Annotated in this window: 28 protein-coding genes; 12 read left to right on the top strand and 16 right to left on the bottom strand. The window is 69.5% G+C overall.

The genetic code is table 11. The features are described 5' to 3' along the window. The first annotated feature begins 91 nt into the window (after window positions 1-91). The 3 genes from ACFV2X_RS14630 (at window position 92) to ACFV2X_RS14620 (ending at window position 3,828) form a co-directional block, all read left to right on the top strand. On the top strand, window positions 92-1,117 hold the full coding sequence (locus ACFV2X_RS14630; protein ID WP_089513030.1) for a 6-phosphofructokinase: 1,026 nt from the start codon (window positions 92-94) through the stop codon (window positions 1,115-1,117). 129 nt (window positions 1,118-1,246) lie between these two features. Further along, window positions 1,247-2,605, top strand: a complete 1,359-nt coding sequence (locus ACFV2X_RS14625; RefSeq protein WP_385615935.1) for a hypothetical protein — start codon at window positions 1,247-1,249, stop codon at window positions 2,603-2,605. Then, a complete protein-coding gene (locus ACFV2X_RS14620; protein ID WP_385615933.1) occupies window positions 2,596-3,828 on the top strand; it encodes a hypothetical protein in 1,233 nt (410 codons plus the stop codon). The genes ACFV2X_RS14625 and ACFV2X_RS14620 overlap by 10 nt, the downstream gene beginning before the upstream one ends. Before the next feature lie 36 nt (window positions 3,829-3,864). On the opposite strand, the gene ACFV2X_RS14615 is transcribed toward ACFV2X_RS14620, so the two are convergent. The 3 genes from ACFV2X_RS14615 to ACFV2X_RS14605 form a co-directional block, all read right to left on the bottom strand. Then, window positions 3,865-4,248, bottom strand: coding sequence for a 4-oxalocrotonate tautomerase family protein (locus ACFV2X_RS14615; RefSeq protein ID WP_385615931.1), 384 nt, complete (start codon window positions 4,246-4,248; stop codon window positions 3,865-3,867). Between the two features lie 108 nt (window positions 4,249-4,356). Next, entirely contained in the window at window positions 4,357-5,295 is a 939-nt protein-coding gene (locus ACFV2X_RS14610) for a carbohydrate ABC transporter permease (protein WP_385615929.1), read from the bottom strand. Window positions 5,296-5,391: 96 nt separating this feature from the next. Further along, entirely contained in the window at window positions 5,392-6,927 is a 1,536-nt protein-coding gene (locus ACFV2X_RS14605; protein ID WP_385615927.1) for an FAD-dependent oxidoreductase, read from the bottom strand. Window positions 6,928-7,047: 120 nt separating this feature from the next. Here ACFV2X_RS14605 and ACFV2X_RS14600 point away from each other — a divergent pair, with 120 nt between their 5' ends. Beyond that, window positions 7,048-7,590 carry a MarR family winged helix-turn-helix transcriptional regulator gene (locus ACFV2X_RS14600; RefSeq protein WP_385615925.1) on the top strand — a complete coding sequence of 181 codons (543 nt, stop codon included), beginning with the start codon at window positions 7,048-7,050 and terminating at the stop codon, window positions 7,588-7,590. 2 nt (window positions 7,591-7,592) lie between these two features. On the opposite strand, the gene ACFV2X_RS14595 is transcribed toward ACFV2X_RS14600, so the two are convergent. Both ACFV2X_RS14595 and ACFV2X_RS14590 read right to left on the bottom strand, forming a co-directional pair. Beyond that, window positions 7,593-8,075 (bottom strand): cupin domain-containing protein, encoded by a 483-nt coding sequence (locus ACFV2X_RS14595; RefSeq protein WP_385615923.1) that lies wholly within the window; start codon window positions 8,073-8,075, stop codon window positions 7,593-7,595. A gap of 201 nt (window positions 8,076-8,276) precedes the next feature. After that, window positions 8,277-9,158, bottom strand: coding sequence for an NAD(P)H-binding protein (locus tag ACFV2X_RS14590; RefSeq protein ID WP_385615921.1), 882 nt, complete (start codon window positions 9,156-9,158; stop codon window positions 8,277-8,279). Between the two features lie 120 nt (window positions 9,159-9,278). Here ACFV2X_RS14590 and ACFV2X_RS14585 point away from each other — a divergent pair, with 120 nt between their 5' ends. From ACFV2X_RS14585 to ACFV2X_RS14575, 3 genes are all read left to right on the top strand, one after another. Continuing rightward, window positions 9,279-10,094 (top strand): LysR family transcriptional regulator, encoded by an 816-nt coding sequence (locus ACFV2X_RS14585; RefSeq protein ID WP_385615919.1) that lies wholly within the window; start codon window positions 9,279-9,281, stop codon window positions 10,092-10,094. A 116-nt stretch (window positions 10,095-10,210) separates the two neighbouring features. Further along, window positions 10,211-11,227 carry an aldo/keto reductase gene (locus ACFV2X_RS14580; RefSeq protein ID WP_385615917.1) on the top strand — a complete coding sequence of 339 codons (1,017 nt, stop codon included), beginning with the start codon at window positions 10,211-10,213 and terminating at the stop codon, window positions 11,225-11,227. Window positions 11,228-11,247: 20 nt separating this feature from the next. Continuing rightward, window positions 11,248-11,835: a TetR family transcriptional regulator gene (locus ACFV2X_RS14575; RefSeq protein ID WP_385615914.1), complete on the top strand. Its 588-nt coding sequence runs from the start codon at window positions 11,248-11,250 to the stop codon at window positions 11,833-11,835. 96 nt (window positions 11,836-11,931) lie between these two features. Here ACFV2X_RS14575 and ACFV2X_RS14570 read toward each other — a convergent pair whose 3' ends face one another. After that, on the bottom strand, window positions 11,932-12,111 hold the full coding sequence (locus tag ACFV2X_RS14570; RefSeq protein WP_385615911.1) for a hypothetical protein: 180 nt from the start codon (window positions 12,109-12,111) through the stop codon (window positions 11,932-11,934). A 252-nt stretch (window positions 12,112-12,363) separates the two neighbouring features. Beyond that, window positions 12,364-12,813, bottom strand: a complete 450-nt coding sequence (locus ACFV2X_RS14565) for a PaaI family thioesterase (protein ID WP_385615908.1) — start codon at window positions 12,811-12,813, stop codon at window positions 12,364-12,366. Window positions 12,814-12,878: 65 nt separating this feature from the next. Here ACFV2X_RS14565 and ACFV2X_RS14560 point away from each other — a divergent pair, with 65 nt between their 5' ends. Next, complete coding sequence (locus tag ACFV2X_RS14560) at window positions 12,879-13,187, top strand: arginase family protein (protein WP_385615906.1); 309 nt, start codon at window positions 12,879-12,881, stop codon at window positions 13,185-13,187. Between the two features lie 593 nt (window positions 13,188-13,780). Here ACFV2X_RS14560 and ACFV2X_RS14555 read toward each other — a convergent pair. Next, the gene (locus ACFV2X_RS14555; RefSeq protein ID WP_385615903.1) at window positions 13,781-14,266 is read right to left on the bottom strand and encodes a hypothetical protein; all 486 of its coding nucleotides are present in this window, start codon (window positions 14,264-14,266) and stop codon (window positions 13,781-13,783) included. 64 nt (window positions 14,267-14,330) lie between these two features. On the opposite strand from ACFV2X_RS14555, the gene ACFV2X_RS14550 reads away from it, so the two are divergent. Further along, entirely contained in the window at window positions 14,331-15,296 is a 966-nt protein-coding gene (locus tag ACFV2X_RS14550) for a helix-turn-helix transcriptional regulator (protein ID WP_385615900.1), read from the top strand. A gap of 47 nt (window positions 15,297-15,343) precedes the next feature. On the opposite strand, the gene ACFV2X_RS14545 is transcribed toward ACFV2X_RS14550, so the two are convergent. Next, a complete protein-coding gene (locus tag ACFV2X_RS14545; protein WP_385616037.1) occupies window positions 15,344-15,940 on the bottom strand; it encodes a GNAT family N-acetyltransferase in 597 nt (198 codons plus the stop codon). Between the two features lie 168 nt (window positions 15,941-16,108). Between ACFV2X_RS14545 and ACFV2X_RS14540 the strand changes: the two genes are divergently transcribed. Beyond that, window positions 16,109-16,807 (top strand): hypothetical protein, encoded by a 699-nt coding sequence (locus ACFV2X_RS14540; RefSeq protein WP_385615898.1) that lies wholly within the window; start codon window positions 16,109-16,111, stop codon window positions 16,805-16,807. On the opposite strand, the gene ACFV2X_RS14535 is transcribed toward ACFV2X_RS14540, so the two are convergent. The 4 genes from ACFV2X_RS14535 to ACFV2X_RS14520 all read right to left on the bottom strand — a co-directional run bounded on the left by ACFV2X_RS14535 (window position 16,804) and on the right by ACFV2X_RS14520 (window position 19,933). Continuing rightward, on the bottom strand, window positions 16,804-17,298 hold the full coding sequence (locus ACFV2X_RS14535; RefSeq protein ID WP_385615895.1) for an HIT family protein: 495 nt from the start codon (window positions 17,296-17,298) through the stop codon (window positions 16,804-16,806). The two genes, ACFV2X_RS14540 and ACFV2X_RS14535, sit on opposite strands and share 4 nt — an antisense overlap. A gap of 32 nt (window positions 17,299-17,330) precedes the next feature. Further along, window positions 17,331-18,212 carry an RNA polymerase sigma factor SigJ gene (gene sigJ / locus ACFV2X_RS14530; protein WP_385615893.1) on the bottom strand — a complete coding sequence of 294 codons (882 nt, stop codon included), beginning with the start codon at window positions 18,210-18,212 and terminating at the stop codon, window positions 17,331-17,333. Next, the gene (locus tag ACFV2X_RS14525) at window positions 18,209-19,378 is read right to left on the bottom strand and encodes an NAD(P)/FAD-dependent oxidoreductase (protein WP_385615890.1); all 1,170 of its coding nucleotides are present in this window, start codon (window positions 19,376-19,378) and stop codon (window positions 18,209-18,211) included. The genes sigJ and ACFV2X_RS14525 overlap by 4 nt, the downstream gene beginning before the upstream one ends. Before the next feature lie 93 nt (window positions 19,379-19,471). After that, on the bottom strand, window positions 19,472-19,933 hold the full coding sequence (locus ACFV2X_RS14520; RefSeq protein WP_385615888.1) for an ATP-binding protein: 462 nt from the start codon (window positions 19,931-19,933) through the stop codon (window positions 19,472-19,474). A 211-nt stretch (window positions 19,934-20,144) separates the two neighbouring features. Here ACFV2X_RS14520 and ACFV2X_RS14515 point away from each other — a divergent pair, with 211 nt between their 5' ends. Both ACFV2X_RS14515 and ACFV2X_RS14510 read left to right on the top strand, forming a co-directional pair. Next, complete coding sequence (locus ACFV2X_RS14515) at window positions 20,145-21,008, top strand: helix-turn-helix domain-containing protein (protein ID WP_385615885.1); 864 nt, start codon at window positions 20,145-20,147, stop codon at window positions 21,006-21,008. A 3-nt stretch (window positions 21,009-21,011) separates the two neighbouring features. After that, window positions 21,012-21,212 carry a DUF397 domain-containing protein gene (locus ACFV2X_RS14510; RefSeq protein ID WP_385615883.1) on the top strand — a complete coding sequence of 67 codons (201 nt, stop codon included), beginning with the start codon at window positions 21,012-21,014 and terminating at the stop codon, window positions 21,210-21,212. Here ACFV2X_RS14510 and ACFV2X_RS14505 read toward each other — a convergent pair. The 3 genes from ACFV2X_RS14505 to ACFV2X_RS14495 form a co-directional block, all read right to left on the bottom strand. Beyond that, complete coding sequence (locus tag ACFV2X_RS14505; protein WP_385615880.1) at window positions 21,182-22,087, bottom strand: carbohydrate ABC transporter permease; 906 nt, start codon at window positions 22,085-22,087, stop codon at window positions 21,182-21,184. The two genes, ACFV2X_RS14510 and ACFV2X_RS14505, sit on opposite strands and share 31 nt — an antisense overlap. After that, window positions 22,087-23,448 (bottom strand): extracellular solute-binding protein, encoded by a 1,362-nt coding sequence (locus ACFV2X_RS14500; protein WP_385616035.1) that lies wholly within the window; start codon window positions 23,446-23,448, stop codon window positions 22,087-22,089. Before ACFV2X_RS14500 ends, ACFV2X_RS14505 begins: the two co-directional genes overlap by 1 nt. 130 nt (window positions 23,449-23,578) lie before the next feature. Further along, entirely contained in the window at window positions 23,579-24,604 is a 1,026-nt protein-coding gene (locus tag ACFV2X_RS14495; protein ID WP_385615877.1) for a chitinase, read from the bottom strand. Window positions 24,605-24,639: the final 35 nt, after the last annotated feature.

The raw sequence follows: 24,639 nt of genomic DNA, 5'->3' as shown, positions 1-24,639 counted from the left end.
TACGGGTACAGAGACGGACACAGCACCACCGGGCCCATGAAACAATCGGACTGGCTCACACCTACCCGAAGGCAGCAGGAGACACAGCACGATGCGCATCGGAGTTCTCACCGCAGGCGGCGACTGCCCCGGCCTGAACGCTGTGATCCGTTCGGTCGTCCACCGTGCCGTGGCCGGCCATGGCGACGAGGTCATCGGCTTCGAAGACGGCTTCAAGGGGCTGCTCGACGGCCGCCACCGCAAGCTCGACCTGGACGCCGTGGCGGGCATCCTCGCCCGCGGCGGCACCATCCTCGGCTCCTCCCGCCTGGAGCGGGCCCGGCTGCGCGAGGCGTGTGAGACCTCCAAGGACCACGCCCGCGACTACGGCATCGACGTGCTGATCCCGATCGGCGGCGAGGGCACCCTCACCGCCGCCCGGATGCTCTCCGACGCCGGGCTGCCCATCGTCGGCGTGCCCAAGACCATCGACAACGACATCTCCGCCACCGACCGCACCTTCGGTTTCGACACCGCCGTCGGCGTGGCCACCGAGGCCATGGACCGGCTCAAGACCACCGCCGAGTCCCATCAGCGGGTCATGGTCGTCGAGGTCATGGGGCGCCACGCGGGCTGGATCGCGCTGGAGTCCGGTATGGCGGGCGGCGCGCACGGCATCTGCCTGCCGGAGCGGCCGTTCGAGATCGACGCGCTGGTGAAGATGGTCGAGGAGCGCTTCTCCCGCGGCAAGAAGTTCGCGGTGATCTGCGTCGCCGAGGGCGCGCACCCCGCCGAGGGCACGATGGAGTACCAGAAGGGCGAGATCGACCAGTACGGCCACGAGCGGTTCACCGGCATCGGCAACCGCCTCGCCGCTGAACTGGAGCGACGCCTGGGCAAGGAGGCCCGCCCGGTCATCCTCGGCCACGTCCAGCGCGGCGGCACCCCGACCGCGTACGACCGGGTGCTGGCCACCCGCTTCGGCTGGCACGCCGTCGAGGCCGCCCACCGCGGCGACTTCGGCATGATGACCGCGCTGCGCGGCACGGACATCGAGATGGTGCCGATCGCCGAGGCGGTCACCGAGCTCAAGACGGTTCCGGTGGCCCGTATGGACGAAGCCGAGTCGGTCTTCTGACACCTGCTCCGCACGACACCTCCCCCGTACGACCCCTGCATCGCGTGACGCGGGCTCTGGTACTGTCCCGGCTTGATCAACGGGGTTATCTGATCACCTGATCAAGGGGGACGAAGGAGCGGGGGCGGGATGCGTCGGTTGTGGGCCCGCGTGTGGCTGCGCCACACGGCCCTGGTGGTACTCGTCATAGCGCTGGTCGCGGTCTTCGTCGTCGTGAACCGCGACAGCGACGGCGGCCATCTCACGGCCAACCGCGCCCAGCTGAGAAAGGCGTGCGACGGCACCCTCCCGTACGCGGATCTGAAGCGGCTCGTCCGCGACGGCCGGGCGGGCGAGCTCAGCCAGCACGGCACGATGCTCGAACCCGGCCGGACAAGCCGCTCGCTGCTCCACTGCGCGCTGTCGTGGGGCGACGGATACGGCGTCACCGTCCACGCCGAAGCGCTGGTCTCCGACGTCCCCGAGGGTATGGAGACCGAAGATCTCCTGGGTACGGCCAACACCGACGGCACGTATGTGGCCCCCGGCACCACCGGTCAGTACGGCAGGCGCGGCGCCTGGCTGGTGACCGAGTGCGTGGACGGCCTGCGCGGCCGGGTCCGGCCCACGACCGATCTGTATGTGTCGGCACTTGTCACCGACGGCGACCACGAGGCCGACAGCGCCGCCGAGCGCGAGGAGCGGACCAGGGCCGAACGGGCCGACGCCCTCACCGGCTTCCGCACCGCCGTCCACGTCGCGAACGCCATCACCGAGGCGCAGGGCTGCGGGAGCGCCCCGCTCAAGGCGCCGACCGAGGTGCTGGACACCTACGAGTCGCATGACGACAGCGGCGACTGGCGGTCCGAGCGCATCGAGGAGCCCGGCCGCGATCTGCGTAAATGCGGCTGGATCAACTCCCGTTCGCTGCCCGGCGTGATGCCCGGAGCCTGGACCACGCTCGGCGACCTCCAGGAGTCCCGGGTGGTGAACGCCTGCCAGGGCACCTGGGACTCGGAGGCCGAGAAGAACGACGGCAGCCGCCCGGCGGACTGGCAGGTCACCGGCGTCGAGGCGGCCAGCTGGGCGGGCATCCTCGGCCGGACCGCGTACGACTCGTACGAGCGCGAGGGCCATGTGCCGGGGTGGGGAGTGTCCCAGAACCAGGGAAAGCCGGCCGGTGACGGCAAGGGCGACGACGGCAAGGCCGGTGGGACCGACGGCGCCCAGGGCGAGGACCGGATCTCCTCCTACGTCGAGGACCCCCAACTCGCCCTGTGGGCACGCTCGGTGTGCGGCGGCCGGGACACCTACCACCGCGTCTCGGTGATCCCCTCGATCCTGATCGAGGACGGCGCGACCGCCACCCTGGGCGCCAAGGACCGCGCCAAGCTCTCCCGTACGGCGCGCACGGCGCTTGACCGCTATCTGAGCGCACCGGACGGCTGGCCGAAGTCGGCGGGGTGCCGCGATACGAAGGTGCTGGGGGAGGTCGAGGAATGGCACTGAGCAGACTGCGACGCGGCGAGCGGCCCGGCGAACCGGAGGGCGGCCAGGAGGGCGAGCGGGACGGCGAGAGCCCTTCGGGGTGGCTCGGTGGCAGGCTCACCCGCCGTCGCGCGTGGGGCCTCGGGGCCGCCGTGGTGGCGCTGGCCGCGCTGGCGGGCACGATCGTCTGGATGGCCGGCAGCGACGACCGCGCGCTCGACGCGGCCTGCGACGGAGTGCTGGCCAAGGACGAGGTCCGCGCGGTGCTCGGCGACGGCGAGATCAGCGTGAACAACCGCACCACGGGCACATTCGACGCCAAGGCCAAGGCCAAGGGCGATGAGGACCAGGCCAACACCCTCGCCGTACGGTGCGAGGTGACGGCCGATGACAAGGGCAGCGTCAAGGTGAGCATCGAGGCCGGCCCGCGGCCCCGCACCACGTACGGCATCGCCGGGACGTACACCCCCGTACCCGGGCGGGACACCCTCGCGGTCCCCCTCGGCCACGGCTGGTCCGGGGTCTTCGGCACCGACAATGTGCGGCAGGACGACAACGAGGACGGCGAGGGGACCGCCGCCGTACTGCTCGAATGCGCAAAGGGCGGCACCAGCCTGCTGATCACCGTGGAGACCAAGCTCGGCGGAGTCACGCTGGACGACCCCGCCGTCCGCCCCGACTTCGTCCGCACCGCGACCGCCACCGCCAAGGCGGCCAACGACCACTGGGGCTGCGGCGCCGGCCTGGGCAAACCGGTCCGCACGGTGGGCCTGCCGGTCAACGAGGACGAGTACGAGCCGCTGCTCGGCGCCGACGGCACCTGCGCCGGCGTCCCGACGGCCGCCCGCTCCGCGGTGTCCACGGCCCGGGAGACCGCCCGCGACCGGGCGCCGCGCGAGTCCTGCGCCCTCGGCGCGCGGGACGGCTCGCCGCGCTACCGCCTCGACGCGTACTACGGCCCGTACGCGGAGGAGGTCCGCGCCGAGTACACCGGCAGCCCGGGCCAGGACGGCCCGTCCCCCGGCGACGCACCCTCGGGCCGGCTGGGCCAGAGCGCCTACTGGGCCAGCGCCTCCTGCCCGGACGGCGCCGAGGACGCGCTGTTCCTGGTCCGCGCGGACGGCACCGAGGACGACACCCGCCGCAAGCCGGACCTGACGTACGAGCGCACCGCGCTCAAGGCGTTCGCGGAGCGCTCGGCCCGACACCACGGATGTGAGGCACCGGCCACGCCCGCCAGGTGACCACGCCCGGTTGCCTGGGGCGCCCGCCGGCTGAGTTCAGACCACCTCGCCGCCCACCCCGGAACGTCCCGCGGGCACGCCGACGATGCCCACGGACACCTGCTTGCGGACGGACTCGCCGAAGACCTCGACGACGGCATCGGTGATCGACGCGATCAGCCGCGCGGGGGCGTTCTCGAACTCCGGGTGGTTCAGCGCCCCTTCGCGCATGCTCAGCGTGATGGCGGGGGCGTTCTCCTCGGTCGGCACGCCGCCGATGCCATGGCGCCCGCGCGGCACGCCGAACAGATCGACGACCGCGACGGAGCGCAACCGCTCGCCGTACACCACGCCCACCGCGTCGGTGAGCGCCCGGATGAGCTTCGGCTCGGTCTTTCCGTCGAGTTCTTCCTCGCGGATCTGCACGGTGAAGTGGGGCATGACGAATCTCCGTTCGGTCGGGCAGCTTGCACGCAGACGTGTTTGCTTTGAAAGCAAAGCATCTTTGAATGCAAAGCTATTGCCGTGGTTGATCAGTGTCAACCTCGGTCAGCCCTTGACGGCGCCTCCCAGCGCGAAGCCGCCGCCCATCCGGCGGGCGATCAGCACGTACAGCAGGATCACGGGGGTCGAGTAGAGGATCGAGAAGGCGGCGAGCTGGCCGTAGGCGACCTGGCCGTAGTTGCCGAAGAAGGTGAAGATGGACACCGACGCCGGGAGTTGGTCCGGGGTGAGCAGCAGCATGAAGGGGACGAAGAAGTTGCCCCACATCATGATGAAGCTGTAGATCATCACGACCGTGATGCCCGGTCCCATCAGGGGGAGGATGACGCGCACCAGGCTCTGCAGCCAGGACGCGCCGTCCGTCCACGCGGCCTCTTCGAGGATGACCGGGACGCCGTCCATGAAGTTCTTCATCAGCCAGATGGCGAACGGGAGTTGCGAGGCGGCCAGGAACAGCGCCGTTCCGTACATCGTGTCGATCAGGTCGACCTGTACGAAGAGGCCGTAGACCGGGACCATGATCGCGGTGATCGGCAGACAGGTGCTGAACAGGATCGTCAGCAGATACGGACGTACGAGACGGGAGCGGAACCGGGACAGCGGATAGGCGGCCAGGGCCGCGCACGCCACGGTCAGGATGGTGGCCCCGCCGCACAGCAGCAGGCTGTTGAGCATCGGTGTGAAGGTGATCTCGTCCGTCCACACCGCCTGGAAGTTGTCCAGCGTGGGGGAGCCGGGGGCGGAGACGCGTAAGGTCGCCTCGCCGTCGACGGAGGCCAGGATCAGCCAGGCCAGCGGGAGTACGAAGGCCGCGGCGACGACGAACAGGGCGGCGTCGGCGGCCAGTCGGCGGCGGGTGCGGGGGGACCAGGCGGCGCGGGGACCGGCGGTGCGGCGCTTGGTGGTGCGGGATCTGGTGATACGGGATCTGAGCGGGGCGGACTTGGCCGGATGGGACAAGGTGCGGCCGGACAGTGCGGACAACCTCGGACCTCCTCGCGCCTGCTGAGCGCAGTCGATCAGCGTTCCGTACATGAAACCGCCCGTCCGGCCGGGAGGGGAAGACTGCGGTCAGCGGCTTCAGTTCGGGTGGGCCGCGAGCGCGGTGGCGTGGCGTAGGGCCGCGTCGCCTTGGTGGGCGGCGGTGCGCATGGCGATATAGCCGTCCGGGCGGATGAGGACGAGTCCGTCTTCGCGCATGTCGTAGATGCGGTGGGCCTGGCCGTCGGTGTCGATGACCGTGTCGGGACCGGTCGCCGTCGGGTCGTCGGTCACCCGATAGGCGCGCAGCGGGACGGGCGCGTCCCATGCGGTGGCCGTGTTGTGGCCGCGGCCGAAGGACAGCAGCGTCCAGTGCGGGCCGCGCAGCAGGTCGAAGAGGCGGTGTTCGCGGCCGGTCGCGGCGTCGCGGCAGGGCGCGTCGGGCGCCCGGTCGCCGGCCTGGGGGCCGCTCGGTCGGGTCGTCAGTGGGCTGGTGGGGTACGCGATGGTGAGCCCGGTGGTGAAGTCGTCGGTGAGACCGCGCAGCGCGGTCGAACCGTCGCTGTCGCCGAAGGCGCGCAGCATCGCGTGCATGCGGGAGGTGCTGTCGTCGAGGACGGCCTGGGCGACGGGGCGGCGTTCTCGTTCGTAGGTGTCCAGCAGGGCGGCGTCGGCGCCGCCGAGGACGGCGGCGAGTTTCCAGCCCAGGTTGTAGGCGTCCTGGATACCGGTGTTCATGCCCTGCCCGCCGGCGGGCGAGTGGATATGCGCCGCGTCCCCGGCGACGAAGGCCCGGCCGACGCGATACCGGTCGACCAGGCATACGTTGACCTGGTACAGCGAACGCCAGCCCGCGTCCTGGAGGTCCACGCCCGGCAGGCCCGCGCGTTCGGCGAAGATGCGGCGGAACAGCTCCAGTGTGGGCGTGCCGGGCTCCCGCTCGTCGGCGGGGACGGACGCCTGGAACTGCCAGATGTCGGTGCTGGGCAGCGGGAACAGGGACAGGATTCCGTGCTCGGGGCCGGCCCAGAGGTGCTGGCAGTGCCGGTCGAGGCCGTTGATGCGTACGTCGCCGAGGTACCAGCGGTGGTCCGCGTACGAGGTGCCCCGCAGGACGGCCCCCATCCGCTGCCGGACGATGCTGCGGCCCCCGTCGCAGCCGACGGCATAGCGCGCCCGAATCCCGCGCTGCCCGGCCGCCGTCCGTACGGTCGCGGTGACGGAGTCGGCGTCCTGGCTGAGGTCGCTCACGGCCGAGCCCCATTCCACCTGGCCGCCGAGTTCCGTCAGGCGGTCGCGCAGGACGGACTCCAGTTGGGGCTGTGACAGCCAGACCGGCGGGTACGGAACGCCGGGGGCCGCCGTGCCCACGGCCAGTTCCACGGCTTCGGTGACCACGCGCTCCCGGTCGTAGCGCCGGGTCGGGACGTTGATGGCCCCCAACTGCAGGACGCGGTCGATGACGCCGAGGTCGTCGGCGATCTCCAGTGCGCGCGGCTGGATGGTCTTGGCGCGGGAGGCGGTGCTGGGCCCCTCGGCGGCCTCGACGATGCGGCAGTTGACACCGCGCCGGGCGAGATCGCAGGCCAGGGTCAGCCCGGTGGGTCCGGCGCCGACGATCAGTACGTCGCTCATGGTCATGACGTCCATTACCTAACTTAGGTATCTTTATTGAAGGCGAACGTCCCCAGGGGGCGTTGCCTGGCTGAGATGAATATATACCTAACGTAGGTAACTATCGAAAGGAGCGCCCGCGTGCCGCACGACAACGAGGGGCTGAGGGGACTGCTGCCCGTCATGAACCGGCTCAGCGGCACGCTGAGCCGTGGGCAGCTCTTCGAACGGGCCACCGCGGCCGCCGGGGTGACCCTGGAGCGGCCCGCCGTGACGATCCTGGTCATCCTCGACGCGGCGGACCGGCCCCTGCGGGTCGGGGAGATCGCCCAGCGCATGCAGGTCGCCGGTCCGCACGCCACCCGCCAGATCCACGGGCTGGAACAGCGCGGCCTGGTGGAACGGGTGGCCGACCCCGACGACCAGCGGGCCCGTCTGATCACCCTCACCGCGGCCGGCGAAAAGCTCGCCGACCGCTATCTGCGGGTCATCAACGGCTGGTTCGCCGATGCGCTGTCCGGATGGTCCGATGCGGATCGGCGGCACCTCGTCCTTCTCCTCGGCCGCATGGTCGACGACCTGTCGGCCCATCTGGAGACGGTCACCAGGGATGCCGGGGGCGCCGGGGGTGCCGGGGATGCCAGGGGTGCCGGGGACGCAGGGGGCGACCACCCCGCCGAGTGACTTCAGTCCACGAAGAAGCTGTCGTGGCGGATGCGGAACTCCTCGAGCTCCTTGCCGCCACGCCGGGTCATCTCCGCGACCTGCTCGAAATACTCCTCGCGCGGTGCGCCCGGGGCGAAGAGCAGCAGCAGGGACGCCGGGTCGTCGGAGTCGTTCTTGAACGCGTGCAACCCGCCCACCGGTACGTACAGGAAGTCACCCGGCCGCGCTGTGATCCAGCGATCTCCGTCGTAGAGCCGCACGGCCCCCGACAGGATGAAGAAGGACTCCGAGATCGAGCGGTGGAAGTGGGTGCTGGGCCCCGGCGACCTGGGTCCCATGTCAACCCGGTAGAGCCCGAATTCACCCCCGGTGGTGGCATGGGTGGCCAGATAGTGGGTCCGGTTGCCCGTGGGGGAGTCCAGCTCGGGCGTGGTGTCAACTGGCCGGTAGACCGCGTTGACCTCGCCGTTCTCGCCGAGATAGCGGGGCTCGGGGTACGACATGATCGGCTCCTTTGTCTCATCCGTCCCCGCATTGTGGACACGGACGGAGCCGGTGGTCATCGGCCGGATGAACGGGAGGGCCAGGGCGCCGGGACCAGGGGGGGTGGCTCATCGGCTCGGTCAAAAGACCGAGCATGTGCGGCCGTTGTCGCCCCAGTCGTACGCGGCCGGCCCCACCCGGCCGACCCCATTCGGCCGGGTTCAGGCCAGGACGGCGGGCTTGAGGACTTCCTCGCACCACTGGCGGAAGCTGGTGGGGGTGGTGGACCGGGGGGTGCGCGGTTCGGCGTTGTCCAGGCCCTGGCTCTTGGCCACCATCATGTCGAACATGCCCCGCACCATCGCCTCGGACATCCCGTGTTCGGTCAGCGCCGCCGTGTAGTCGTCGGCGGGGACGTGCTGGAAGCGCACCGGCTTCCCCAGTACCTCGGACATGATCCGCGCCATGTCCTCGTTGGAAAGGTCCTCGGGCCCCAGGATCGGGACCTCGCCATGGGCTCCGCTCCAGGAGTCGTCCAGCAGCAGTTCGGCGGCGACGGCCGCGATGTCGCGGGTGGCGCAGGCGGGGGCCTTGAGGTCGCCGGTGAGCGGGGAGAAGAACACGCCCTGGTTCTTGATCGAGTCGACTTCGCGGAGCATGTTGTCCATGAACGAGGCTGCCGTCAGCGCCCGGTAGTTGACGCCCGTGGCCGCGATCAGGTCGTCCATGGCCAGCGAGCCCGACACCAGCCCGGCGTTCACGATCACCCCGCGGCCCAGGGCCGAGACGCCGACCACCCGCTTGACCCCCTGGGCCTTGAACGCGTCACACGCGGGTCGGGTGAACTCCAGATACATCGCCTCGAGGCTCTTGGCGCGGGGATTCGGCGGGGCCAGCCAGAAGACGGCGTCCGCGCCCGCGCATGCCTTGTCGATGACGTCGGAGTCGCCGTGCGACCCGGCCATGACCTCGACGCGCTCCTGTATCCGCGGGGAGAGCCGGGAGGGATCGCGTGCGATCACCCGGATCGGCTCGTCGCTGTCAAACAGGTTCTCAAGGACCTGGCTCCCGATCTGGCCGGTGGGAGTGGTGATGACGATCATGGAAAAGGGACCTCCCGATGAGTGGCGAACCGGCTTCCCGGACGCCGTGCGGAGGTAACTCTCCGCCGATAAAGGAGTGTTCGTCCAATACCTCTTCGCGCACATTGATACCCTCCGGGTATGGATCTGGATCTGCGTAAGCTGCGCTACTTCGTGGCCGTCGCCGAGCTCGGGCACTTCGGCCGGGCAGCCGACCGGCTGCATATCGCGCAGCCCGTCCTCAGTCGGCAGATCCGCGCGCTGGAGCAGGAGCTCGGCTGCGCGCTGCTGGAGCGCACCACCCGTTCCGTACGGCTGACCCCGGCCGGTGAGCAGTTGCAGAAGGACGCACTCGACGTGCTCGCCGCCGCGCGCGCCGCCACCCGCCGCGTGCACAGCGCGGCGCGCGGCGCCCACCGCCTGGTCGTCGGCTTCACCCCCGGGCTGAGCGTCTCGACCGCCGTCCGCGCGTTCGCCCACGAGCACCCCGGCGTCGAGATCGAACTGCTCCGCCTGAACTGGTACGAGCAGGTCGAGGCGCTACGGGACGGCCGGGCCGACGTCGGTTATCTCCGCAACCCATTCGACACGGACGGGCTTCACACCGTCCCGATCGGCAGCGAGCCGCAGGTCGTCTGCCTGCCCGCCGCCCACCCCCTGGCGTCCCGGCGGCGGCTCACGCACGCCGATCTCGACGGCGAGGAGATCCTGGACGGTGAGCGGCGGCGCATCGCGACGATCGAAGAGAAGCTTGAGCTCGTCGCGGCCGGGGTCGGTATCGCCCTGGTGCCCCGTAGCGTCGCGCGCTACTACTCCCGGCCCGACCTGGTGCACCGGCCGGTGACCGACGCCGTGTCGCACGAAACCTGCCTCGCCGTGGTCGAGGACCGCCGCCAGCAGCATCTGTGGGACTTTCTGGCCGTCGCGGCACAGGCGCTGGCCGGGCGGCGTACGTGAGGTGCCCGTGAGGCGCGCGACACGCACGGCTTGCACGGATGACAACTATTGAAATCTGTCAGCCCTGCATGTCATGCTTCCCGGGCACACCCCACCCCCGTCCCGAGGAGCGTCCTGTGCAGACCCGCACCCTTGGCACCACCGGCCCCCAGGTCTCCGCGCTCGGTCTCGGCTGCATGGGCATGTCCGGCATGTACGGCGAGGCCGACCGCGCCGAGTCCATCGCCACCATCCACGCCGCGCTCGACGCCGGGATCACCCTCCTCGACACCGGCGATTTCTACGGCATGGGCCATAACGAACTGCTCATCAACGAGGCGCTTCGCACCGCCCCCGCCGCCCTGCGCGCACAGGCCCTGACCAGCGTGAAGTTCGGCGCCCTGCGCGATCCGGCGGGCGGCTGGCGCGGCAACGACGGCCGTCCGGAAGCGGTCATGAACTTCCTCGCCTACTCCCTGCAGCGCCTGGGCACCGACCACATCGACATCTACCGCATCGCCCGCGTCGACCCCGTCGTGCCCATCGAGGAGACGGTCGGCGCCATCGCGGAGGCCGTCCAGGCCGGATACGTACGCCACATCGGCCTCTCGGAGGCGGGCCCCGAGACCATCCGCCGGGCCGCCGCCACCGCCCCGATCGTGGATCTCCAGATCGAGTACTCCCTGCTCGACCGGGCCATCGAGGACGAGATCCTGCCCGTCTGCGGCGAACTGGGCATCGGCATCACCGCATACGGAGTGCTCTCGCGCGGCCTGATCAGCGGCCACTGGAGCCGGGACCGCAAGGCCGCCGCCGACGACTTCCGCGGCCACAGCCCGCGCTTCAGCGGGGACAACCTCGACCGCAACCTCGCCCTCGTCGACGCGCTCCGCGAGGTCGCCGACGGCAAGGGTGTCAGCGTCGCGCAGACGGCCATCGCCTGGGTGCTCGCCCAGAACGCCCGGCAGTCCGCCGCCATCGTCCCGCTCGTCGGCGCCCGCCGCCGCGACCGCCTGGCGGAATCGCTCGGCGCGCTGGAGGTTACGCTCGATGCCGACGACCTGGCCGCCATCGAGGAGGCCGTTCCGGCCGGCGCCGCGGCAGGCACGCGCTACCCGGAAGAGCAGATGACCCACCTCGACAGCGAGAAGTAGCCGATGACGTAAGGGACCTGATGCCGCCGCCCGAGAATCCCCTGACCCCCGCCCGCATCCTCGAAGCCACCGAGGACGTACTGCGCCGCTACGGCCCGGCCAAGGCCACGGTCGTGGACGTCGCCCGCGCGCTGGGGGTCAGCCACGGCAGCGTCTACCGCCACTTCGCCACGAAGGCCGCGCTGCGCGAGGCGGTCACCGAGCGGTGGCTCGACCGGGAGCACGACGAACTGTCGGCCATCGCCGACGGCAAAGGCCCCGCGGCAGAGCGCCTGCGGCGCTGGCTGGCGGCCCTCTTCGCGGCCAAGCGGCGCAAGGCAGGCGACGACCCGGAGCTGTTCGCCACCTTCCTGGAGCTGGCCCGCGAGAACAGCGGCACCGTCGCCCGGTATCTCACGACGCTGCTGAAGCAGCTCGCCACGATCGTGGAGAGCGGGGTCGCGAGCGGCGAGTTCGCCGCGCGCGACGCGGCGGCGACGGCGCGGGCGCTGTGGGACGCGACGGCGCGTTTCCACGACCCCATGTACGCGTCGGAGTGGATGGACCCCGAGATCGACGCGGACTTCGCGGAGGTGTGCGAGCTGCTGCTGCGCGGCCTGCGAGCGTAGCGATCTGCGGTCACGACGATCTACGGTCAGCGGAAGGCCCCTGGCATTCGCCGGGGGCCTTCCGCTGCGCCGTGCCTTATGCGGTGCTGTACCTTCTCAACGCACCTCGATGTAGACGTTGTTGTCCTTGACTCGGGCGCCGATGTCGCACCACACGGTCGAGGTTCCTCCGGTGAAGACCCAGGGACCTAGGTGGTAGTACTCGTAGCCGTCCGCCTTCTTGCACCAGACCCATGCCCTGTAACTGTCCGATGAGGTGCCACCCGTGCACCTCACCTCCCCTCCTCGGTGCCCCTCGCTCCCCGTGACGAGCCAGGAGAGGCAGTTGCTGGGGGTGGCGCTGGCTGACGGGGCGAGAGTCACCAATCCGCCGCCGGCGATGGCAACCGCCGCGGCGAGACCGGCAATATTTCGTCGAGTGAACATGCCGGGCATGTCCCCTTTCTGAAGCTGCTGGACGTTGTGGTCTCACTGTCGTCCACGCCGGTATGTCCCGTCGTTAGCAAGGGGTGCGAGCATTTTTCGCATTCAGCGCGAGGGTCCGGACTTCGCGGTGAGCACGATCTGGGTCTGGGTGGTCTGTCCCACCAGCCGGTCCTTGTCGTCCCGCAGATCGGTCTGTACGACGATGAGGGTGCCGCCGACGTGCAGGGGCCGGGCCGTGGCGTGGACTCGCCCGGAGGCCACTCCCCGCAGGAAGTTGGTCTTGGACTCCACCGTGGACGTCCCCGTGCCCTGCGGGAGGTTGAGATAGGCACAGACGGCGCCGACGGAGTCGGCCAGCGCCATCAGGGCCCCGCCGTGTATGACTCCACCCGCGGTGCAGACCTCCGGTGACCAGGCCAGACTGCCCACGGCCCGGTCGGGGGCGGCCTCGTGGAGTTCGATGCCCAGCTGTGCCGTGAAGGGCATGGCTGCCAGGAGGGTGGCGGGGCTGAGGGCTGCCGTCTCGGACGTCTCGGACGTCTCGGACGTCACGGAAGGCTCGGAAGTCTCGGGAGGGGGCATGGCGTGCTGCCTTTCGGGCTCGGGCGCGCGATCTCGTGGCGACCACACTGGCATGTTCCGGCGCCCTGGGGTCGCGGATCAGCGGCGATCTCCGTCAGCCAGGCGGTCGGCGCCCTGCTGGTGCCGTCCGTGCCGTCCGACCGGCGCGCACCGCCCGCCTGCGCGCATTCGGAGGTGGTGGGCACGTTCGCCGGATCGCTCTGGAGACCAACGTGGTCGCGCTCGACGTCACCGAGGTCTGCCCTCCGTACGACCACGCCGACCTGACGGTCAACAACGCCCATCGGCTGATCTGGGAGACGCTTGCCGGCCTGGCCTGCAAGCGAGCCCGACGAACTGAGTAACCCCATGTGCGCGGCCGATGCGACGGCGAGCCCTCTGCGGGCGGTGCGCTCCGCTGCGCTGCGCGTTGGCTGCGCTTCGCCTGCGCCTATGCGTCGTCTCGCGGCATTCGGCGCACGCGAGTGCGGCTTTCGTCTCGGACCCTCCGGGTCCAAAGCGGCAGCAGCGGGAGGGAAGGGGGCGGCCGACGCGGCGTCTCGGTCCTCGGCCCGGTGGACGGCTGAGCTCAAAGCAGGCTCCGCTGCGCTCCGCCGCAGCTGCTGCCGCGCGGTGGCCGAGCCGGTCAGTCGGCTCTCCCCCACCCCCTCTTGAAGCATCGCTTGATGCAGTACTTGATGTAGAGCAAGCACTTTCTTAAGAGCAGGTGGGGGGAGAGCCCAACCGGACCGGCGCCACCGCTCCGGACGGCCACCGGCCGTTCCGCCGCCTGTCGGCCGGTGACGACCCGTTGGGCTGGACGGCGACGACACCTGCGGCGCCCCCGCCCTTCCCGCTGCTGGCCGCTTTGCGCCGAAGGCGCGAGACGATACCCGCTCTCGGCAACCGGGCCATGCCGTCCAACGGCGAGGCGACCCGAAACGCGACGCCGTCGCCGTTACGCGCGGTCTGGGGCTGTGCGCCGGGTGAAGTCCATGTGCCAGTTGGTGATCCAGGTCTGCCCGTCGTCGAGGGAAAACGCCTGCTCCCAGTGGGCGCGGTCGGCGGTGATGCCGGACCAGATGAAGCGCGCCCGGACCTTGCGGCCGTCGTGCTCGTCGTCGCCGTGGAAGACGCCGGTGCCGTCCGCGCCGAAGCTGCCGGTGACGGGTGGGAAGAGGGTGCCGGTGCGCTTGCTGGCCCAGTACAGCGACCACTGTGCGGTCGCCGGGTTGAACAGCCGCAGCGTCAGCCCGGAGAAGCCCTTCGTCGGGAACTCGATCTCGTCGAAGCTGGCGGAGCCCTCGAAATGAACGGAGGCGCGGGTGGTACCGGGGAACTCCTCCCAGCGGCCGTCGCCCTCGGTGGGGTCCAGGAAGTCCTTGCGCCAGCGATTGGCGACGTCGTAGGTGCCGGTGAAGAACGCGAAGTCGTTGTTCGTCATGCCGCAGACGCTAAGGCCGGTCCCCTGACATCCTTTGTCAGCGAACCGGCGTAGGTTTGCGGCCATGCGTGCCAGCCGACTCCTCTCGCTTCTGCTCCTGCTGCAAAACCGTGGCCGGATGACCGCTGTCGAGCTGGCGGCGGAGCTTGAGGTGTCCGTGCGCACGGTGTACCGGGATGTGCAGGCGCTGATTGCGGCGGGCGTGCCGCTCTACGGCGAGGCGGGCCACGCGGGCGGCTATGCCCTGCTGGACGGCTACCGCACGCGGTTGACCGGGCTGACCGCGGACGAGGCGCAGACGCTGTTCCTGGCTGGTCTCCCGGGGCCGGCGGCCGAGCTGGGGCTGGGCTCGGTGCTGGCGGCCGCCGAGCTGAAGTTGGAGGCGGCCCTGCCGGCCCAGTTGCGGGATCAGGGCCGGCGGATCCGTGAGTGCTTCCACCTCGACGCCCCGGGTTGGTACCGGGAGGCGGACGAGGTGCCGCATCTGCCGGCGGTGGCGGCCGCGGTGTGGCAGCGCCGTGCCATCTGGGTGCGCTATCGCCGGTGGTATGCCCCGCAGGTGGTGGAGCGGCGTCTGGAGCCGTGCGGGATCGTGCTCAAGGCCGGACGCTGGTACACCGTCGCTCGTGCCGATGAGGAACTGCGCACGTACCGGATCGGGCAGATCCTCGCCCTGGAGCAACTGGACGAGGTGTTCGATCCGCCGGCCGGTTTCGACCTGGCTCGTCACTGGCAGGCCCATTCGGCGGGGCTGCAGGAGCGGTTGTGGCAGGGCGAAGCGGAGATACGCATCTCACCGGTCGGCATCGCCCGGCTGCAGGACTTCGCGGCGCAGGCGGTGATCGACGGTGTGAACCGAGGAGAGCCGGAGGCCGATGGCTGGCGCCGAAGCCTCATCCCCGTCGAGAGCCTCGCACACGCGGAGTCGGAGCTGTTGCGGCTGGGCCCGGAGGTGGAGGTGCTCGCGCCGACCGAGCTTCGGGAGCACATCGCGGCATCGACACGAGCCATGGCGGCGCTCTACGGCTGAAGTCACAATCCCGGGCTTCCAGCCACGCCGGCCGCGACCGCTCACGCTCAGCCTCGCAAGCGATCATCCGCGAGGTCGGTGCGAACTTGTCGGCGGAGGTCCACCATGTAGAACACCTTGTCGTAGCGGCGTTCGCCGACGGCGACGAAGGCGGGCAGACGGCCGTATTCGCTGAAGCCCAGTGACCGGTAGAGGTCCAGGGCCTTGGCGTTGTCGCCACGGGCATCCAGGGTGAGGACTTCGATACCGGCCTGGCGGGCGTCCGCGATCAAGGCGGCGGTCAGCGCCCGGCCGATGCCACGCCCATGGGCGGCTCCAGCCACCGCGATCTTCTCCAGGTCGGCGTGCGGCCTGTGGGTCGGCCGGGCGTAGCGCAGCCAGTACCCCAGCCCGACCAGCCGACGGTTGAGATAAGCGGCGCGCAGGGCGCCATCCCCGGCCCGCACCGCGGCGACGACCTGGCCGAGGAGTTCCGCCACCTCTGGGCGTGAGGGCGGTTCGACCCAGCCGAGTGCTGCACCTTCGCGGACCAGGTCCGCCAGGATCCGGTGGGCCGACTCCGCGAAGCGGGCTGCCAGCTCCGGATCGGACATCAGCTCCATCGCGCTCAGGATGACCGGCTCGCCGGTCCCGCCGCTGGTCATGGCCGTATTCATGGCCGAGAGACTATCCAGCCGCCCATGGCCCGGCCGAGACCCCGCATCCCCCGCCGTCAGCAAGCACCAGCGCGCCGGCTTCCTGCCCTTCCCGGGGGAACTGCTGGAACCATCGTCCAGCGACAGCAGATGACGACAGGCACAGAAGGGCATCGCATGACCAGCCGCGACCTCGACACTGACAGCGAAGTCTGGGACCCCTTGGGCACCTTGCATCAGGCGTTATGGATCTGCGGGGGCCAGTGGGCCGGAAAATCGACCGTGGCCAGAATCCTGGCGGCACGGTATGGCGTCACCGTCTATCACTACGACTACCACGACGCCCGCGCTCACAACGATCGCCGCATCGCACGTCGCATCAGCCTTGGCGAGCCCGTCGCCGATCCTGACCTGGACGAGGTGTGGGTCAACACCACCCCCGAAGCGATGGCCGCCCAGACCCTGGCCGATTTCCCGGTCCGCTTCGAATGGACGCTTGACGACCTGCGTGCGTTGGTTTCCGGAAGGCCGATCATCGCCGAGGGCTGGGGGCTCCGCCCCGAGCTCGTAGCCCCCATCATCGACTCACCGCGCCGGATGATCGTCATGGTGCCCACACCCGAGTTCCGCCAACATCAAGTTCGCGTGCTGCCCCGGGCCGCCGCGCTCGATCACCGCGTCAGCGACCCGGCCAGAGCGCAGGCCAATCGCCTCGTCCGTGACCGCCTCATCGCCGAGGAGGCCGTGCGTGCCGCCCGAGGGCTGGGTATCCGCGTGCTCGAAGTCGATGGTTCCCGCGACGCCATGGCCATCGCCGATGACCTCGCAGACCACTTCAGCCCCTACCTCGGGCCACGGCGGGACCAAGAAGACTAGTCACCCATGCGGTCACGGATGCGCGCGGCCATGGCGGAGGCTTCCTCGGGCTCCACGGCCAGCACGCCGTTCTCGGTCATCAGCGACGCGAACTGCTGCCGCTCGTACGGGGTGCCTGGCGGCAACCCGGCGATGTGCCAGTGCAGATGTGCGTTCCCTTGCTGGCTGCCCAGTGAGTAGAGGTACGTCCGCTCGGCGCCCACGCAGTCCTCCACAGCGAGGGCGACCTCCCGCACCACCAGCATGAGCCGCGCGTAGGACTCCGGATCCAGGTCGCGAACGACGTGCTCGATGTGTCGCTTCGGGGCGACCAGAACCTTGCCGACGACGGTGGGCCACCGGTCGAGGAAGGCGATGTGGTCGTCGTCCTCGTAGACGGTGTGATGTGCGAAGTCGGGGTGTCCGGATACGAAGGCGCATACGAAGCACGGCCCGCGCTGCGCTCTGGCCGTGTACGCCTTCAGATCCATCGGCTGTCGTTCCGGTGGCATGGGCGGCCCCTCTCTGGGGATGTGGGTCAGTACTACCGGCTGATCTGCCGCGGTGCCGTCAGCGCGAGGAGTTTGTCCGGATTGCGGATGGCGTAGAAGTGGCTGATCTTCCCGTCGACGACGTCGGTCAGGAAGGCACCCTCCAGATGGCCGCCGCGGTAGGCGATAAGCGCGGGCATGTTGTTGCAGTTCACCACCTCGATCCGGGTGCCCGCGCGGAAGATGCGCAGGAGGAGCGCGGCCACCTGCTCCGCGCCCACCACAGGCCGACGCACCGCGATCACCTTCCCGCCGCCGTCTGCGGTCCAGGTGACGTCCGGCGCGAGCAGCGAGAGCAGCCCCTCCATGTCGCCGGTGGTCACCGCGGACATGAACCGCTCGGTGATCCGCGCGGTCCTGCCGGAGCCCCCCGGCTCGAAGCGCTTGCGCCGCGCCTGTACGTGCTCACGGGCGCGGTGCGCCACCTGGCGCACCGTCACAACCGATTTGCCCACCGCGCCCGCGATCTCGTCGTAGTCGAAGCCGAACACTTCGCGCAGGACGAACACCGCGCGCTCATCGGGGGAGAGCGTTTCGAGCAGCACCAGCATCGCCATCGACACCGACTCGGCGAGCACCACGTCCGCCGACGCATCGCGCTCGTCGAGCAGCAGCGGCTCCGGCAGCCACACACCGACGTAGTCCTCACGGCGGCGCGCGCCGGCCCGCGACGTGTTGAGCGCCTGCCGGGTCACCAGCCGCGCCAGGTACGACTTGGTGTCACGGACCGTCGCCAGGTCCACGTCCGCCCACCGGAGATAGCTGTCCTGCAGCACGTCGTCGGATTCTGCCGCCGAACCGAGTATTTCGTAGGCGATCGTGAACAGCAGCGGCCGCAACAGGGTGAACCGCTCGGCATGCTCGTCGGCGGTCATGGGGACGGGACCATCCGCGCGGCCCGCGGCCCGCCCTTCTGCCACACGACGGCACCCGGGCTGCGGGCCTCCATGCCGATACCCATCACCGCCATCCGGCACAGCTCCTCCTTGATCTCCGCGGCCTTCTGCCCGTCGATGCAGGTGTCCAAGGGTGTGTCGTCCTCGCGGGCGGGCTGCATCGTGCCGGCGTGCCGGCCCAGGCTGATGCACGATCCCTTGAATGCCTGGTCTATCACCGCTGGCGCTGTTCCCGCGATGCGGCTCAGCACGGTGTTGGCGGCCTGCACTCCGAGCGGTATCGCGGCCTGGCAGCTCATCCGCAGCGGCCGGCCAGACGGTGAAGCGGCGTCCCCCGCCGCGACGATGCGGTCGTCATCGACGCTGACCAGCGTTTCGTCGGTGAGCAGCCGACCGAGTGCGTCGACGCGCAACCCGCTGGCCGCCGCCAAGCCCGGCACACCGAAACCGGCCGTCCAGATGGTGAGCGCGCTCTGCCGTATCGCTCCGTCGGCGAGGACGACCGCGTCCTGCCGGACCTCGGCCACCGCGTTGCCCTCCAGCACGGTAACGCCGTGCTCGGACAGCCACGTCGCGACGGATCGGCGGCCAGGTTCGCTGAGTGCCGGAGCCAGGGTTCCGCCGCAGACCAGAGTGACCGTACGTCCCTGTTCGGCGAGTTCCGCGGCGGTCTCGATGCCGGTCAACCCGCCGCCGACCACGGTGACCGCGGCCCCGGCCGGCAGCTCCGCCAGCCTGGTGCGCAGCCGCTGGGCGAACTCGAACTCGGCGACGGAATATGCGAATTCGCTCGCGCCCGGCACCGAGGGCGGGACCGCGCCGGTGCTGCCGACCGCGTAGATGACGTGGTCGTAGTCCAGCGCACGGCCCGACGCCAGCTCCACTACGCGGGAGGCGGTGTCGATACGGGTGGCGTTGTCGACCACCAACTGGATGCCGTCGCCGAGCAGCGTGCCGTAGTCGACAGAGGCGTCGTAATCGCCGGCCACGAACTGGTGCAGCCGGATCCGTTCGACGAACTTCGGGCGGGAGTTGACCAGGGTGATGTCGACGTCGGTACGCATACGCAGATGGTTGGCCGCGACGGTTCCCGCGTAGCCGCCGCCGATGACCACGATCTTGTGGGCTGTGCTGTGTTCAGTCATGCCCTCAAGACACCGCGGCTCTATTCGACGTGACACGAGGTGGCGCACCTCACAGATCGAGCCCGCCTCGTGCGTTCCCTTGCCGTGGTCCGGTCAGATTTCGACGGGGGAGGTGGCCAGGTCGAGTTCGACCCAGACTTCCTTGCCCACGGTTCGCTCCCGTACGCCCCAGCGGGTCGCCAGCGCGCGCACGATGAGGAGCCCGCGCCCGAACTTGTCGTCGGGGGTGGGGCGGCGCGGCTGCGGGAGGCGTTCGCCCTTGGCGTCGGAGACGGCGATGCGCAGGAGTGTTTTGGTGAGGGTGAGTTGAACGCGGAAGTTGCGCCCCGGGACGCCGCCGTGCAGCACGGCGTTGGCGCTCAGCTCGGAGACGATGAGCGCGGCGTCGTCCGCGAGGGCGGGGTGGCCCCAGTGGGCAACCATCTTGGCGGTGTAGCGGCGGGCGAAGGTCACGCTTTTGGGGAACGGCGAATAGTCCACGCGATCGTGATGGACGACCGGGTCGTGGGAGTTGTTGGGGTCGGGGCTCCGTGGGTCTTGCGGCGCGAATGCCATCGCGCACCTCCAGCAGGCGAGTTTGGGCCTGAGCGCGCGAGGGCGTGGCGGGTCTCGGCCCGCCGACTCGCCTCGCTGCGCGAGCAGTTCATCACGGACCGTAGCGTCGTCTGCGAGATCAACGCAAGTTCCTCTTGGAGGAAATCCTCCGATCGGTTTGCGGGGGTGTGTTCGCTGACGACAGACTGGGCGTGTGACTACGAGTCAGCTGATGCAGGGAAACAGCACCTCGACCGTTCTGGGGCGCAGACTCGGCGGCGAACTCATCAAGCTCCGCACCGAGGCGGGGCTTACGCAGACGCACGCCGCCAAAGCTCTGACGGCGTCCACCACCAAGGTCGCCAAGATGGAACGCGGCTGGGTCCCCATGCGCGACCCGGACATCCGGGCCTTGTGCGAGCTGTACGGAGTGAGCGATCCTGCGGTTGTGGGCGGGCTGCTGGAGTTGGCGCGAGTCGACCGTGAGCGGCGAAGGGCCAAGGGGTGGTGGGACGACTTCCCGAACCTTGGAGTGATGCAGGAGTACGTCGCCCTGGAGAACGTGGCGACCAGCATCAGGACATGGCAGCTCAGCCTTGTGCCCGGTCTGCTGCAGACCCCCGATTACGCCCGCGCATTGGCCCTCGGTAACTCGATGCGCGGCCACCCGGACGACGGCGAACAGTTCGTTGCCGCCAGAGTGGCCCGTCAGCGGCGGCTCACCGAAGAGCCTGTGCTGGCACTACGGGCGCTGATCCATGAAGGTGCGCTCCGGCACCATGTCGGCGGGCCGGAGGTGATGCGCTCGCAGTTGGCGCACCTGTGTCAGGTCGCGGATCAGCCGCACATCACCCTTCAGGTCCTGCCGTTCACAGCCGGGGCGCACTTGGGCATGAACGGAGCCTTCAACATCGTTTCGTTCGCCGAGCCCGGTGCCATGGATGTGGTGTATACAGAAACCGCCTTCGGTCAGTTGTGGGTCGAGGGCGGCGACGAAGCCGCCCAGCACCAGGATCTCTTTGAGGAGATCTCCCGAAGCGCCCTCACTGAGCCGGAGACCAAGGCATTTATCGAAGTCCTCCGCGAAGAGATGTGAGAGATGACCACGCTTGAGTTCCGGAAGTCGAGCTACAGCAACGGTGACAACGAATGCGTCGAGGTGGCCACCAACCACCCCGACACCGTCGCGATACGCGACTCCAAGCACCCCGAGGGCCCGATACTGCGCGTCGCGCCCGCCGCCTGGACCGCCTTCCAGCAGGCCGTCGTTCAGACCTCGTCTTGCATCAGCCGCAGGTAGACCAGCGAGAACACCGCACCCACCAGCAGCAACAGCAGCGCCACCGCCGTGCCGTAGCCGATCAGCGACTTGTTGAACGCCTGGTCGTACATGAAGACCGGCAGCGTCTGGCTGCGGTTGCCGGGGCCGCCTCGGGTCATGGCCCAGATCAGACCGAAGACGGACAGTGTCTGGAGCGTGTTGAGCATCAGGTTCGTGCCGATGGAGCGGCGGATCATCGGCAGGGTGATGTGCCAGAAGCGGCGCGGCCCACTCGCGCCGTCGACCTCCGCGGCCTCGGTGATCTCCTTGGGGATCTCGGAGAGCGCGGCGGAGTAGACGAGCATCGAGAAGGCCGTGCCGCGCCAGACGTTGGCGAAGGAGACGGCGAGGATGGGGAGGGTGTAGAGCCAGTTCTGGGACGGCAGGTGGAGCCAGTCCAGGATGGCGTTGAGCGTGCCCTCGCGGCGGAAGAAGGCGTACAGCAGAAAGCCCGCGACGATCTCGGGCACGACCCACGCCGCGATGACGATCGAGCCGGTGATGGTCCGTACCGGCTTGGAGGCGCGCTGCATGGCGGTGGCGAGGGCCAGGCCCAGGGTGTTCTGGCCGATCAGCGAGGACAGCAGGGTGAAGACGAGGGTGAGGATGACCGCGTTGCGGAAGTTGTCGTCCTCGAAGGCGCGTTGGAAGTTGTCGAGGCCGACGAAGTCCGTGGTGGCGGCGCCGGTCAGCTGCATATTGGTGAAGGCGATGTAGACGCAGTAGCCGATCGGCCCGCCGAGGAAGAGCAGCAGGAGCACCGTCGCCGGGGCGAGCGGGAGCCAGCGCAGGGGGCGGCGTCTTGGGCGGGCCGGGGCCGCCGGAGCCACCGCCACCTTGGTCGCGGTCGCCATCAGCCCTTGGCCACCGTGGCGCCGTCGGCGATCGTCTTGAGCTGGTCGCCGTACGACTCGGCCGCCTTGGCGGGGGAGGTGTCACTCGTGGTCACCGACTCCATGGCCTCGCCGATCGCGGTGGAGACCTGGGGGTAGACGGGGAGCGCCGGCCGGTAGTGGGTGTACTTCACCAGGTTGGTGAAGAAGGTGATGCCCGGCATGGCAGACAGATAGCGCGGGTCCTTCGCCACATCCTTGCGGACCGCGATCTGCGCGTCGACGACGCACCATTCGACCGCGTTCTTCTTGGTCTGCATCTGCTCGATGAATTTCCAGGCCAGGTCGGGGTTCTTGGACTTGGCGGTGATCGCCCAGGTCCAGCCGCCGGACATGCTGACCTTGCCGGGCGCCTGGCCGTTCTGGGTGGGCATGGCGGCCTGGCCGAGGGTCTTGGACCACTCGGGCCATGGCTTGCCGCCGGTCTTGAGCCAGTTCTGGCCGAGCCAGGAGCCGTCGAGGGCGATGGCGAGCTTGCCCTCGGGCAGCCATTCGCTGAAGACGGTGGTGCCGACGTTGGGGTCGAGGGCGTCGGAGACGTCGGGGCCCAGCTTCTCGTCGTAGACGGTCTTGATGAAGCCGAGGGCGTCCTCGAACCCCTTGCCGCCGGTGACCCACTTCTTCGCCTTCGGGTCGTACAGCGGGTTCTCGCCCGTGCCGTACAGCAGCATCTCGAAGCTCTGCATCACGGCGGTCTCGCCGGGGGCCTTGCCGGTGTAGACGTTGAGCGGGGTGACGTCGGGGACCTTCTTCTTGATCGTGCGGGCCGCGGCGAGGATGTCGTCCCAGCTCCCCGGCTGCCAGTCGGCCGGCAGCCCGGCCCTGGCGAAGATCTTCTTGTTGAACCACAGGCCGCGGGTGTCGGTGCCGTCCGGGATGCCGTACGTCTTGCCGTCCTCGGCCTTGGCCGCCGCCTTCGCGGTGTCGACGAACTGGTCCCAGGTCTGCCACTTGGCCAGATAGTCGTCGAGGGGGCGCAGATAGCCCGCCGTGATGTCGGAGTTGATCCGGAAGGTGTCCTCGTAGACCAGGTCGGGCGCGGTCTTGGGGGACCGCATCATCTGCTGGACCTTGGTGGCGTAGTCGTTGTCCTGGGCCTGGATCGGGATCAGCTTGACCTTCTTGCCGGGGTTCGCCTTCTCGAACTCTTTTTTCACTCCGGCCAGGAAGTTGTCCTTGAATCTGATCTTGTTGTCGGTGCTGCGGTTGTAGGCGATCTTGACCGTGTCCGGGTCGCTTCCCGAGCCGCCGCCGCAGGCGGTGAGTCCTGCGGCGGCGACGAGGGTGGCGGCTGTGAGGATCAGTGGGGCGGTGGGGCGCACTGGCACGACCTCCTTGCTGGCCTCTGGGCTGCGGCCCGACCGTACGGTCGGGCCCGAGTCAAGGTCAATCCCCTTGACCAGGAACGCCCTTGATCGAACGTCAGCTCGGAGGCTCAGCGGTGGATGGCCGTCAGCCGGTGTAGCCCGCCAGCACCTTGGTGAAGTCGTACGTCCCCTGGTCGATGCCGCTGCACGCGTCCGCGTCCCCGTCGGAGCCGCACTTGCGGTCGCGGTTGAGCGACCAGAAGCTGACCCGGGCCAGGTGGTGGCTCTTGGCGTACGAGACCACGGACTTGAAGTTGTCGAGGGTGACCGTCTCACCCGCGACATCGGTCTTGCCGTTCATGGAGGAGAAGCCGACCTTGCGGTACGCGTCGTCGGAGGACAGCCCGTACGCGCTCGCGACCGTGTTCTTCAGCCCGTCGACCGCCGACTTGGTGGCCGCCGCCATGTCCACGGAGCCCTGGCCGAAGTCGAACGGCATGACCGCCCAGCCGTCGACGTCGACGCCGGACGCGGCGCCGCGCTTGACGAGGTCCTTGCCGTTGGAGTCGGGGCCGCTGGTGGTCGTGCCGAAGGTGACGTACACCTTGATGCCGCTGTTCTTCTGCTTGACGATCTTCAGCGCGTCGATCACCCGCTGCCGGACCGTCGCGTTCTCGAACTCGCTCGCCTCGATGTCGATGTCGATCGACTTGAGCTTGTAGGCGTCGATCACCTTCTGGTACGCGCCCGCCAGCGCGGAGGCGGAGGAGCACTTCTCGCCGAGCTTGTTACCGCTCCAGCCGCCGAAGGACACCGTGACATCGCCCCCGGCCGAACGTATGGAGTTGATCGTCGACTGGTCACTGCCGCCGGTGAGCGCGCGGGAGCCGTCCCACTTCGGGTTGCAGCCGCCGTCCGAGAGGATGAAGGCCATCGTGAACTGGGTGGTGCCGGTGGCCGACATCACATCGGTGGCCTTGGGCGGGCTGCCCCAGCCGAGGTAGAGGTACGGGCCGGTCTGGCCGCTGGCGGCGGCGGTCGCTTTCGGGGTGGTCGGGGTGGCCTGGGCGGTGGTGGCGACGAGGGTCGCCGTTCCGCCCGTGGCTATCAGCGCGCAGGTCGCGGTGAGGGCGAGTCTGCGGGTGCGCTTGGAACGCTTGGACATCTTCATGGCGGTCTGGTCCTCCTGAGGGGGGTTGGGAAGGA

Origin of the sequence: Streptomyces sp. NPDC059679 (genome assembly GCF_042734105.1) — a bacterium.
In the GTDB taxonomy this organism is placed as follows: Bacteria; Actinomycetota; Actinomycetes; order Streptomycetales; family Streptomycetaceae; genus Streptomyces.
Note: the sequence above shows the minus strand (reverse complement) of the source record. Positions and strands in the feature narration are given on the sequence as shown.

What these genes read in the sequence shown, in the direction of transcription:
- ACFV2X_RS14545 (WP_385616037.1), bottom strand. Translation starts at nt 15,940, where the DNA reads ATGACCAGCGGCGGGACCGGCGAGCCGGTCATCCTGAGCGCGATGGAG.
- ACFV2X_RS14540 (WP_385615898.1), top strand. Translation starts at nt 16,109, where the DNA reads ATGACCAGCCGCGACCTCGACACTGACAGCGAAGTCTGGGACCCCTTG.
- ACFV2X_RS14535 (WP_385615895.1), bottom strand. Translation starts at nt 17,298, where the DNA reads ATGCCACCGGAACGACAGCCGATGGATCTGAAGGCGTACACGGCCAGA.
- ACFV2X_RS14525 (WP_385615890.1), bottom strand. Translation starts at nt 19,378, where the DNA reads ATGACTGAACACAGCACAGCCCACAAGATCGTGGTCATCGGCGGCGGC.
- ACFV2X_RS14590 (WP_385615921.1), bottom strand. Translation starts at nt 9,158, where the DNA reads ATGATCGTCATCACCACTCCCACCGGCCAGATCGGGAGCCAGGTCCTT.
- ACFV2X_RS14510 (WP_385615883.1), top strand. Translation starts at nt 21,012, where the DNA reads ATGACCACGCTTGAGTTCCGGAAGTCGAGCTACAGCAACGGTGACAAC.
- ACFV2X_RS14605 (WP_385615927.1), bottom strand. Translation starts at nt 6,927, where the DNA reads ATGAGCGACGTACTGATCGTCGGCGCCGGACCCACCGGGCTGACCCTG.
- ACFV2X_RS14550 (WP_385615900.1), top strand. Translation starts at nt 14,331, where the DNA reads ATGCGTGCCAGCCGACTCCTCTCGCTTCTGCTCCTGCTGCAAAACCGT.
- ACFV2X_RS14505 (WP_385615880.1), bottom strand. Translation starts at nt 22,087, where the DNA reads ATGGCGACCGCGACCAAGGTGGCGGTGGCTCCGGCGGCCCCGGCCCGC.
- ACFV2X_RS14620 (WP_385615933.1), top strand. Translation starts at nt 2,596, where the DNA reads ATGGCACTGAGCAGACTGCGACGCGGCGAGCGGCCCGGCGAACCGGAG.
- ACFV2X_RS14595 (WP_385615923.1), bottom strand. Translation starts at nt 8,075, where the DNA reads ATGTCGTACCCCGAGCCCCGCTATCTCGGCGAGAACGGCGAGGTCAAC.
- ACFV2X_RS14625 (WP_385615935.1), top strand. Translation starts at nt 1,247, where the DNA reads ATGCGTCGGTTGTGGGCCCGCGTGTGGCTGCGCCACACGGCCCTGGTG.
- ACFV2X_RS14585 (WP_385615919.1), top strand. Translation starts at nt 9,279, where the DNA reads ATGGATCTGGATCTGCGTAAGCTGCGCTACTTCGTGGCCGTCGCCGAG.
- ACFV2X_RS14520 (WP_385615888.1), bottom strand. Translation starts at nt 19,933, where the DNA reads ATGGCATTCGCGCCGCAAGACCCACGGAGCCCCGACCCCAACAACTCC.
- ACFV2X_RS14495 (WP_385615877.1), bottom strand. Translation starts at nt 24,604, where the DNA reads ATGAAGATGTCCAAGCGTTCCAAGCGCACCCGCAGACTCGCCCTCACC.
- ACFV2X_RS14575 (WP_385615914.1), top strand. Translation starts at nt 11,248, where the DNA reads ATGCCGCCGCCCGAGAATCCCCTGACCCCCGCCCGCATCCTCGAAGCC.
- ACFV2X_RS14615 (WP_385615931.1), bottom strand. Translation starts at nt 4,248, where the DNA reads ATGCCCCACTTCACCGTGCAGATCCGCGAGGAAGAACTCGACGGAAAG.
- sigJ (WP_385615893.1), bottom strand. Translation starts at nt 18,212, where the DNA reads ATGACCGCCGACGAGCATGCCGAGCGGTTCACCCTGTTGCGGCCGCTG.
- ACFV2X_RS14630 (WP_089513030.1), top strand. Translation starts at nt 92, where the DNA reads ATGCGCATCGGAGTTCTCACCGCAGGCGGCGACTGCCCCGGCCTGAAC.
- ACFV2X_RS14515 (WP_385615885.1), top strand. Translation starts at nt 20,145, where the DNA reads ATGCAGGGAAACAGCACCTCGACCGTTCTGGGGCGCAGACTCGGCGGC.
- ACFV2X_RS14555 (WP_385615903.1), bottom strand. Translation starts at nt 14,266, where the DNA reads ATGACGAACAACGACTTCGCGTTCTTCACCGGCACCTACGACGTCGCC.